11 protein-coding genes are annotated in these 9,840 nt (G+C 68.9%); 3 read left to right on the top strand and 8 right to left on the bottom strand.

Going from position 1 to position 9,840, the window contains the following annotated elements:
* The 7 genes from HHX40_RS34705 to HHX40_RS34735 all read right to left on the bottom strand — a co-directional run bounded on the left by HHX40_RS34705 (position 1) and on the right by HHX40_RS34735 (position 7,003).
* Positions 1-393 carry a DUF4913 domain-containing protein gene (locus HHX40_RS34705; RefSeq protein ID WP_182883937.1) on the bottom strand — a complete coding sequence of 131 codons (393 nt, stop codon included), beginning with the start codon at positions 391-393 and terminating at the stop codon, positions 1-3.
* A complete protein-coding gene (locus HHX40_RS34710) occupies positions 390-2,129 on the bottom strand; it encodes a type IV secretory system conjugative DNA transfer family protein (protein WP_182883938.1) in 1,740 nt (579 codons plus the stop codon). The genes HHX40_RS34705 and HHX40_RS34710 overlap by 4 nt, the downstream gene beginning before the upstream one ends.
* Positions 2,126-3,502, bottom strand: a complete 1,377-nt coding sequence (locus HHX40_RS34715) for a hypothetical protein (RefSeq protein WP_182883939.1) — start codon at positions 3,500-3,502, stop codon at positions 2,126-2,128. The genes HHX40_RS34710 and HHX40_RS34715 overlap by 4 nt, the downstream gene beginning before the upstream one ends.
* The gene (locus HHX40_RS34720; RefSeq protein ID WP_182883940.1) at positions 3,496-4,944 is read right to left on the bottom strand and encodes an SCO6880 family protein; all 1,449 of its coding nucleotides are present in this window, start codon (positions 4,942-4,944) and stop codon (positions 3,496-3,498) included. Before HHX40_RS34720 ends, HHX40_RS34715 begins: the two co-directional genes overlap by 7 nt.
* A complete protein-coding gene (locus HHX40_RS34725) occupies positions 4,941-6,032 on the bottom strand; it encodes a hypothetical protein (protein WP_182883941.1) in 1,092 nt (363 codons plus the stop codon). Before HHX40_RS34725 ends, HHX40_RS34720 begins: the two co-directional genes overlap by 4 nt.
* A 66-nt stretch (positions 6,033-6,098) precedes the next feature.
* Entirely contained in the window at positions 6,099-6,716 is a 618-nt protein-coding gene (locus HHX40_RS34730; protein WP_182883942.1) for a hypothetical protein, read from the bottom strand.
* Positions 6,713-7,003, bottom strand: coding sequence for a hypothetical protein (locus HHX40_RS34735; protein ID WP_142624562.1), 291 nt, complete (start codon positions 7,001-7,003; stop codon positions 6,713-6,715). Before HHX40_RS34735 ends, HHX40_RS34730 begins: the two co-directional genes overlap by 4 nt.
* A 191-nt stretch (positions 7,004-7,194) precedes the next feature.
* On the opposite strand from HHX40_RS34735, the gene HHX40_RS34740 reads away from it, so the two are divergent.
* The 3 genes from HHX40_RS34740 to HHX40_RS34750 are packed head-to-tail and all read left to right on the top strand — an operon-like array spanning position 7,195 to position 8,630.
* The gene (locus HHX40_RS34740) at positions 7,195-7,473 is read left to right on the top strand and encodes a helix-turn-helix domain-containing protein (RefSeq protein ID WP_182883943.1); all 279 of its coding nucleotides are present in this window, start codon (positions 7,195-7,197) and stop codon (positions 7,471-7,473) included.
* Between the two features lie 15 nt (positions 7,474-7,488).
* Positions 7,489-8,412: an NlpC/P60 family protein gene (locus HHX40_RS34745; protein WP_182883944.1), complete on the top strand. Its 924-nt coding sequence runs from the start codon at positions 7,489-7,491 to the stop codon at positions 8,410-8,412.
* Entirely contained in the window at positions 8,409-8,630 is a 222-nt protein-coding gene (locus HHX40_RS34750) for a DNA-binding protein (protein ID WP_182883945.1), read from the top strand. Before HHX40_RS34745 ends, HHX40_RS34750 begins: the two co-directional genes overlap by 4 nt.
* Before the next feature lie 191 nt (positions 8,631-8,821).
* Here HHX40_RS34750 and HHX40_RS34755 read toward each other — a convergent pair whose 3' ends face one another.
* On the bottom strand, positions 8,822-9,574 hold the full coding sequence (locus tag HHX40_RS34755) for a DEAD/DEAH box helicase (RefSeq protein WP_310738409.1): 753 nt from the start codon (positions 9,572-9,574) through the stop codon (positions 8,822-8,824).
* Positions 9,575-9,840: the final 266 nt, after the last annotated feature.

The following is a 9,840-nucleotide window of genomic DNA, read 5'->3' on the forward strand; positions in this document are numbered from 1 at the left end:
TCAGACATGACTGTCGAGCTCGGGCTCATCCGCCGGACCATCCGAAGCGGATTCTGTGGAAGGCCCCCACCAGCCAGGTGGGGCGGGGTCGACGTTGGCCAGATGGGGTTCGAGGTGTTCGTCCTCGCTGCACTGATAGAAGGGGCCGCGGGCACCGAGCAGGATGGGCAGCTGGTGGTCGAGGTGGTCGCGGTACCACACGCCCATGCCGGTGCCGGCTTCCAAGCGCAGCGCCTCCCACGCGTGCCACAGCGCCGTGAGCCGCGAGATGGCCTCGGCGTGCCTCCACCACTGGGCGCACCAACGGAACTCCCCGCCGAGCGTCCGCCGGTACATGGGGACGAACCGCTCGGTCACCCATTCCTCGACCGTCTCGTAGACCGGTTCGGTCATCGTGCCGCCCCTTCCGCGATGAGCCGCTCGAGCCGGTCACGGCAGGCCTGGATCCGGTCGGCGTCGCGACTCTCGTACCAGGGGAGCAGTGAGATCAGGGCGGGACGTCCGCCGGTGGCCAGCAGCAGTGCGGTGCCCGGCGGTAGCGCGCGGATGGCGGCGGGTTCGAGGATGTCCTGCCGGCGCAGCGAGATCTGCTCCGACGCTCGGCCGTCGGCATACGAGACGGAACGGACGGGCACGTCGTGCTGGCCGACGAGCGTGGCGAGGTCGCGAGCCAGGCGCGGGGAGTCGACACCGGCACCGATGACCTTGCGGGTCGCCGCGCCCCACATGGCGGCCATGCCCGCCTCACCCCATACAGTGACGCCCTGCTCGTACGACTGGAGGATCGTCACCGGAACAATGCCGCGCGAGCCGAGGTGGCTGTACAGCTCGGGCAGGTCGGCGATCCGGCAGATGTTAGCCGCTTCGTCGAGGGAGACGACCATCGGCGGGTCGAGCCTGCCGCCCATGCGCTCGGCCCGGCGTTCGGCGGCCCGCATCGCGGTGTCGGTGAGCGCGGCGATGAGCGGCGCGGCAGCCGAGCGCGACTTCGACAACAGGTAGAGGGTGTCGGTTCCGGCGGCGAAGGCCTTCGGGTCGAAGACCGGGAGGGTCGACGGTGTGACCCAGGAGATGATCGCTTCGTCGCGCAACGCTTTGGCTGCGGTACGAGCCGTCTGGTAGATGCCGTCGCGTGTCTCGACCGCGCCGTTCTGCGCGCCGCGCAGCGACGAGGCGAGCAGGGAGAAGCCCGCAGCCTCCAGCAGTTCGACCGGCGTGGGTACGGCAGGCGTATCGAGCCATTTGGCCACATCGCGCATCGTGCGCCCGGAGGACGCGGCGGCGAGGAACAGCGCGCACAGCAGGTCCTGCGCGGCGGGTCCCCACAGGTCGCGCTTGGTGCCGTCGTCGACGGTGAGGACGAAGTGCCCGGCCAGCCGGTGAGCGTCCTCCACGGTCGCGAGCCCGCGCAGCGGATCCCACCACCAAGTTTGCGGCTGATAGGTGATGTGCTGCGGGTCGAACAGCCACACCGTCCCTTCGGCGGTGCGAAGGGTGGCGGTCGCCGCCCACAGATCGGACTTGTTCGACGTCGCGATGACCGGTCCCGGCGCCGAGAGCACGTAAGGAATGCTCAGGCAGGTCGTCTTGCCCGACCTGGGGGCCATGAAGGCCACGATGGTGTCCTCCCAGGAGGCGTACAACGTGGGCCCGCTGCGCATCAGGTCGCCGAGCGCCAGCCCGATGTCGCAGGGCATCACCGGCTCGCGCAAGGAGGGACGCAGCTCGCGGGCCTTCTTCTCCGCCGCTTCCGGCTTCAGCGCAGCGAGCCCGGGATTGTCGGCGAGGGCGGCCACCGGATCCACGGGATCGGGGAGCCGTCCGATGACGAACCACCAGCCGGCCACGACAAGGGCGAGCGCGGCTGTGACGAAGACGGCGGCAACGACGACAACGGCGAGCGTAGGGGTGCCGGGCCAGGCGGAAGCCGTACGGCCTTCGAGCACACGCCACGCGAAGCCGGTGCCGAACGCGCGGACCCTCCCACCGAACAGACTGGCCGCGACGTGGGCCGCAATCCAGATGAGACCGAAGAACGCAACGACACCCCACCCCGTGAAGAGCGCCACCCATGCTCCGGTTGCGCCGTGCGGGGTGAACCCGGTGCGCGGTCCCACCGCCCTCGTCATCGGATCGCCTGGTCGGTGTCGTAGAGCTCGTGTTCGACGCCGACGAGCGCGAGCTCGACCGGGATGCCGAGCCGGTCGCCGGTCTTGATGAGGTACTTGCCGCGCCCCGGGTGCCGGGCTCCTGGCTGCCAGGAGTCCGGTGCCGACCAGGAGGCGACCAGCTCCTGCTCCGGCCCGGTCAGGCGGGTGATCTCGCTGACGCGGGCCAGCTCGCGCGGGGGCAGCCCGGCCAGCACGGTGATGGCGCTGCGGTCGATGAAGCCGCGGGCCTTGGCCCGGTCCTCCTCGGTCGGAAGCGCCTCCAGGTCGGCGAGCGAGTGCGTGATCATGATGGAGGCCATGCCCTTGGCGCGGTTGAGCCGGGTCAGGCTGTCGGCGTACTCGACCAGGCCCGGTGCCCCGCGCAGTGCCCGCCACAGCTCGTCCATCACCGCCAGGTAGGAGTGGCCGGTGGTGCCGTCGACCATGGCGAAGCCGTACGCCCAGGTGCACAGCATGGCGGCGGTCAGCAGCTTGTCGCCGGCCGCGCCGACGCGGGAGATGTCCACGGAGACCGCGGGCGCGGTCAGGTCAATGGGGTGAGTGGTCGGCCCGTCGAAGACGCCGGCAAGCGAACCGGTGCAGAGCAGTTCGAGGGTGAAGACGAGGTCGCTGACCCGCTCGCGGTACCGCTCCGGGTCGTCGGTCCGCGCGGCCGATCGCAGCGCTTCGGGGCCTTCTTCGAGTACGGCGAGCACATCAGGCACGGTCGGTGCGGTGAGTCGTTCGTCGAGCAGATCGATAGCCCGGCCGAGAATGACCTCTTCGGCGTTGCCGACCGGCGCCTCGCGGATGAGCGTGCACAGCGCCATCAGCAGCGAGAGCCGCCGTCCGCGCAGCTCCCAGCGCGTACGTTCGGCTTCGGCCCCGCGCTGGGTCCGTACGGCGGCGCCGAGCGGGCCTGCGTCGAGAGGGTTGATGCGGTCGAGGCCGCGACCGACGCGGATGACCTGCCCGCCGACGTGCTCGACGAGCATCGTGTAGTCGGGCTTGGTGTCGCCGAGGATGAGCGCGGTGGAGCCGGACGCGATGGCTCCGACGATGAGGCGTTTGACCAGGGTCGACTTGCCGGTCCCCGGCTGACCGAGGACGAACACGCCCGGGTTGGTGACCAGCCCGGCGCGCAGCCAGGCCAGCGGGTCGAGACACACGACCTCCCCGAACAGCTGATGGCGGCCGATCGGTGTGCCGACGGCGGGGGAGCCCGAGCCGGCCACGAACGGGAACAGCCCGCACACCTGTGCCGTGGTCGCCTGAAACTCCGCGCCGGCCTCGACGTGCACGACGCATCCGCCGTACGGCTCTCGCCAGCCGCGCGCGGGAGTCTTCACCATGACCTCCTGGTCAGCTCGGCCGGGCAGACGCCGCAGGGCAAGGTGGTGGCGAATCCGGCGGACTGGCTGCCCCACAGCCGGCGAAGCCGAATCCGGGAGGCTTCTGCGGCGGCCTCGGTGACCGCGACGGCCTGGGCCAGGTCCTCTTCGTGAGTGACCGTGGTGGTGACGTACAGCGTCACGAGCGTGACCCCGGCCCCGGTGGCTTCCTCGGCGGCGGCCTGCCGGGCGCGGGCCTGGTCGTAGGCGTCGCGGGCGGTCTCGTCCCGCCCGGTCCGGCGGCGGTACTGCTCACGGAACGCGGCGGCATTGACCTCGTCTTCGAGCACCCGCGTGGCTTCGGCGGCGGGCAGCGGGCGATATTGCAGACTGACCCGCTTCGGGTATGGACCCGGAGCGACCAGCCGACTGAGCACGTCGGCGGGCACGTTCTGGCGCGGCGCCTCGTGCCAGGCCCAGCTCACGCTGATGCCACTGTCGTGCCGGTAGCGATCCGGGTGCTCCTCGGCACCGACCGGACCGGCGTCCGCCCACGTCAGCTCGTCGGCGCGGGCGGTGTCGGCTCTGGCCGCGGGATCGTAGGCGGCGCGGACGATCCCGGCCAGCTCGGGTGCGGTTGCCCGGCCGGTGACGGTGACGCCGCACGATCCGAGCGCGGAGGCCAGCGCCTCCGTGGTGCGGCCGAGCTCGCCGATCGCCGTGCTCATGTCGCCCTGTCCGGCGGGGGAGCGGGCCGGGTCGAAGGTCACGCTCACGTAGGTGTTCACGCGGGCGGCCGTACGCGGTGCCGTACTGACCAGTTGCCGCATGAGCAGGGCCGCCGCCTCAGGAGCCGTGGAAGACAGCGCGTGACCGACGGCGTCGGCGAGCGCGGATCCGGGCTCGGGTGCGGTCTCGACGGTGACCGTGACCCAGCGGACGGCCGGCATGTGCCCGAGCGAGGCCAGCCAGGCACCCCAGTTGGCCACCCAGGCGTCGGCATCCGACCGCTCCGCCAGCCAGGTCGAGGCGGGCGATACCTTCAGCGTCGCGGTGAACAGCCCGGCGCGGCGGTCCCACACGATGCCATACGGCTGGCCGAAGGCGTCCTCGGCTGACATCAGCCGGGTCGCGGCCAGAACTCCGGGGAGCTGGAAGGCGCGCGGGTGAGCGACGACGACCCCGGCGCGGTAGCGGGTGTGACCGCGGGCCTTGCCGTACGACCAGCGGATCCGACGCGTGATGAGGTGGGCGACGGGAACGCCGCTGACCTGGATCAGCACCAGCGCTCCTGCCAGGGCAGCGGGCGGCCCGGTGTAGAGCGCGGCACGGAGGTCCACGGACACGGTGAGGACCAGTGCGGTGAGCGCGCCCAGCGCGACGAACGTCCCGGTCGTGCCGAGACCGAGCAGGCCGAGACCGCGCCGCCGGCGCCAGCCTCCGTAGGTACGGATGTCCGTCATCGCTGGTGGTCCTCTCGCATGGAGTTCGCCGCGGACTTCGCACCGGATGCCACGCCACTCGCCGCGGTCGCCGCCGCAGCGGCGGCCGGTCCCGCCGCTTTGGCTCCTGCTCCTGCCGCCGTCGAGCCCGCGGTGGCCGCCCCGGACGACGAAGGGGCGCCAGTTGACGCTCGTGTGCCCCCGAGCTGAGATGACAAGTAATCGGCGTGGCTGCTCGCGCCTGTGGGGGAGGAGGACGAAGACGAGTTACGGAAGGAGCTGAGGGCGACGGCTCCGGCGACGCTCGCACCGAGAATGCCGCCACCTCCACCGGCGGTTGCCAGCGAGCCCGTCGTCCAGGTGAAGAACTTCATCAGCACCGGCATGGCGATCAGCGACAGGAGCATCATCGCGAACCCCATGAGGATGGTCCGTACGTCCTTGCCTTCGCCGACCATGGTGAACGTCGTGGCGAACACGGCGGCGACGGCGGGCTTGTAGAAGATCAGGGCGAGCATCCAGCCGGTCACCTTGCGGAACCACGGCTTGGTCATCACGGTCATCGACCCGGCGGCGGCCAAGGGGAGAAGGCCGGCGAGCACGACCAGGGCCGCCTCGCGGAACAGCATGAGCACGGCCTGCACCACGCCGATCAAGATGGCGACGATCCCCAGCACGATCACCACACCGGGTGCCGCGCCGGTCAGGGCCAGAATTTTCGTGAGGCGCCGACCGAAGTCGTCGTGGGAGACGGTGTCGAGAACCCAGGTGGACCAGGCGTCGCCGGCTTTGACGAGCATCGAAGCGGTCATCACGCCGATGGTCGAGGTCGCCGCGATGACGACCAGGCCGGAGCCGACGTCGACCAGCGGGCTGCCCTTGCGGGTCAACGCCATCTTGCCGCCCGCACTGAGCACGCCGAGCACGGCGACCGCGATCGCGATCGGCAACGTCCATTCGCGCAAACGGTCCACGGCTGATTCGGTGGCGAGGTCGGGCGAGGGAACCCTGACCCACCAGGAGATGCTGTTGCCGACCACCCACGCCACGCCGTCCTGGATGGCTTTGGCGATCTCACCCAGCACGCCGTTGGCGGCCCCGGCGGCCACCTTGCCGGCGACGTACTCGGTCACCGAACAGCTTGGAGAAAGCAGGCTTTCGCACGGCATGGCTGGTCACTCCTCGAAGCGGGTGTAGCCGTCGAGAGACTTGAGCTCCGTCGCGGCATTGCCCCAGTCGCCGTCCAGCGGCGCGACCACGCGCCAGTCGCCGTCCCGCCAGACGACCTGGATGCGGGTGGTGGCTCGGACCGTGGTGCCACGTGGGTCCGGGCCGGCGCTGACGATGTCGACGGTGGCGGCGTCGGTGGCATAGGACTCCCAGCGGTAGGCCTCCTCGTCCACGTAGGCCTTCCCGAGCGGACTGCCTTGGGGGAGCCCGGCTTCCTGCCTGCTCTCTTCGTATGTGGTCCGCGTCTGCTCCAAGAGACGACCTGCGTCCGGACCGACTACCTGCTCCGTGATTGTGGGCTCGAACACGGTCGGACCCCACTGCGAGTTCGCCCGAATGCCGATGTGCAGTGCGGCGAGCAGCGCACCGTCCCGGGTGTGGGAGAAGCCCTTGGCGCGGTCATGGTCAAGCACGCGTGGGCCGTCGAGGTCCGACAGCGGCAGCCGTACTCCATGGAAGTCCTGCCAAGTGATGCGCGCCTGGCGAGCCGGGGAAGCCGGGGTTGTCGACGTGCCGCAGGCGCACGCCGTCAGCAGCACCAGGACGAGGACGGGTGCCTTCATCGGAGAAACATCCCGACGATGCCGGAGGCGGTCGCGGCCAAACTCAGCCCGCCGAGCACCCAGGGGATGCCGGATGCGCCGTCGGCGGCGAAGGAGGAGCGGTTCTTGCGGCCGATCGCCATCTGCGCGCCGCAGATGAGCAGGCCGGCGACGCCAGCGACGATGACGCCCCACTTCCCCCAGCCGAGGATGGTCGTGATCGGCCTCTCTAGGCCCGGCGGTGCGATCGGCGCCGGATTCGGCACCGGCCCCGCCTGAAGCATGTCGGCAACTGCGCTGACCAGCATGGATTGCCCTCCCTTTGCTGACATGGGGTCGATGGATTGTCGCAATCGGTAGCGTGACTGTCACGCTCCGTGGGTATTCCAGAGCGCAAGCAGTCTCAAACGGCTGCATCCGTCTTCAGGTATTCACAAGACGTGCTGTCGCAGTCGCGTGGGGGAAACTGAACGGTGACCGCTGACCACGAGGAGTGACCATGAGCGATCCGCTTGGCCGTGACCCGGACGTGCTGACCACCAAGGAGCTGGCCGCCAAGCTCGGGCTGTCGGCGCAGACTGTTCGCCGCATGGCCAGCGCCGGCCAGATCCCGGCGCTGCGGACCGGCAAGGACTATCGCTACTCGTGGAACGCGGTCCTCGACGTGCTGCGACAGCCCCATCCGATAGCGGGGGGCAGTGGGAATGACGAGAGCAGGCCGGGTGCCGGACGACTGGCGACGCAGCAGGCTCGGGACCGAGCTGCGCGGGAGTTGTGACACCGGCCGGTCTCGATGACCGTGCGGCTGCTCGTGGCGGCCGCCGGTCTGCTCATCGCGATACCGCTCGGGCTGATCCTGGCGTTCACCGCCCTGAGCGGCTCCGTTGGCTGCGGTCAGGGACAGGACGGTGACATCCCGCCGAACTACCTACGGCTGTATCAGGAGGCCGGGCAGAGGTACGGCATCCCCTGGCAAGTGCTCGCGGGGATCGGTAAGGCCGAAAGCGACCACGGGCGCGGTACCGGCGTCGGTACCCGGGATGGTGCGAACCGCGCCGGCGCGATGGGGCCCATGCAGTTCCTCGGTTCGACCTGGGCGGCGTACGGCGTGGACGGGAACGGCGACGGGCGGACCGACGTCTACGACCCGGCCGACGCGATCCCGTCGGCGGCGAAGTACCTGAAGGCGAGCGGAGCGCCGGCGGACATGTACCGGGCCATTTGGCGCTACAACCACGCCGACTGGTACGTCCGCCGGGTCCTCGACTTCGCCCGCGGTTACTCTTCGGGCTCGGCTGGCGTGGGGGAGGAGCTGTGCGCGCTTCCTTTGGCGCCGACTGCCGTGGCCGGCCGTGTCCTCGCCTACGCGCGGATGCAGCTTGGCAAGCCGTACGCCTGGGGAGCTGAGGGGCCCGGCGCGTTCGACTGCTCGGGGCTGACCATGCGCGCCTATCAGTACGCGGGGATCCTGCTGCCGCGCGTCGCCGCCGACCAGTGGCGCCAGGGGCCCGCTGTCACTCGCGGCCAGGAGCAGCCAGGCGACCTGGTCTTCATGCACCCGGGAGCCGGCGGGCCCGGGCATGTCGGGATCGTCGTCGCTCCCGGCCAGATGATCCATGCGCCGCACACCGGAGACGTCGTGCGCTACGCGTCCTATTCGGCTCGTTCTGATGTGGTCGGGTTCACCCGGCCGGCAAGCTTGATGGAGAAGAAATGAAGGGCCTCACCCTGGCCGAGCTGCAGCAATTGCCTGCGACGGTCGACCTGCTCACCGCCGCCCGGGCTCGTGGGCTTGGGCGGACCAAGGCGTACGAGCTGGCCAAGAAGGGCGAGTTCCCCTGTCGCATCATCCGCGTCGGCGTCGCCTATCTCGTCCCAACCGCCGAACTGCTCAGGCTCCTTGGAGTGGAGCCGCAGCCCGGGAGTAACCCTTGATCTTACACAAGAGTTGATGCCGGAGGGGGATTTGAACCAAATCACTATGCGCGGATCGTTGCCGCTGACCTTTCCCTCGACGAGGAGGCCTGAGCAGCGATGGCTGGGGACCTCGTTGCTGTGTGCCGAATCCAGCGGATGACGATCGCCGGTGTGTTTTCTGCTGGCGCTGATCGTGGCAGTCGTCTCGTTCAGGCCATGCACAAACTCTGCCCGCGGCACGAGGAGGACCAGTTGGCGGCGGTGTTCATCCCGATCCTGCGCAGTAGCTCATACCGTTTCTGGCGTTGCCTACTACCGATCGAGTTGACGTAGATGTGTGCCTCGTCCACGATAATGAGGTCAGGACATGTACGGGCGAATAGATTCCAGCGCCGTTCCTGCTGGATGAATTCCGTCGAGACAATGGTAAACGGGTGCCGTTCGAAGATTGAGTCGTTTCCCGCTGCCCTCTGTAGGCGCGCCGCAGTAGAGGGCAGAACCAGCTCTGCATCTATAGCGAACTTCTTCGCCAGTTCATCTCTCCATTGCTCGACCAGTGCCGGTGGGCATATCACCGAAAGTCCTTGTGCGTCCCCTCGCGCGAGTAATTCCTTGGCGATGAGCCCAGCTTCAACTGTTTTTCCAATACCGAAATCGTCAGCGATAAGGAGGCGTACCGTCTGCTGGCGCAGGGCAAGAATCAGGGGGGCGAGTTGGTACCGTCGTGGGGTAACGGTAATCGCGCAGAGCGACAGCAGTGGCCCGGCGCTTGCTGCGGGACCCAACCGCAATGCGGTGCGCAACATTGATGCGGCGCGGTGGTCACCGATGGCGCCCGGCACGGGCACCGGCGGCAGGAACTTCGCGGGGAGGACCTCGTCCCGGAACAGCCCAGTTACAAACGCGCCGTCACCATTTATAGGGCGGGCCACCACGAGGTCAGCTGTGCTCTCTGGCAGCACTACCCAATGACGGCCACGAGCTCGCACCAGCGCTCCGGGTAGATAGTCCTGTATCAGGTCGTCCCGTAGGGGAGGGCCTGTCATCGGGCTCTCCGTTTAGGGTTGAAAATGATGGTCAACCTTCCCACACGTTGCTCCCAAATGTCGTAGCGGAACACCAGCCAGCCTCGGTCCTTCGCCTGTTCGTACCCTAGCTTCAGCTCCCCTGATTTGTGATTCGTATCGTGAACGAACACCGCCAAGTCGCTCTCACACATGATGGCACC

The organism is Microbispora sp. H10949 (assembly GCF_014161435.1).
GTDB classification, from domain to species: Bacteria; Actinomycetota; Actinomycetes; order Streptosporangiales; family Streptosporangiaceae; genus Microbispora; species Microbispora triticiradicis.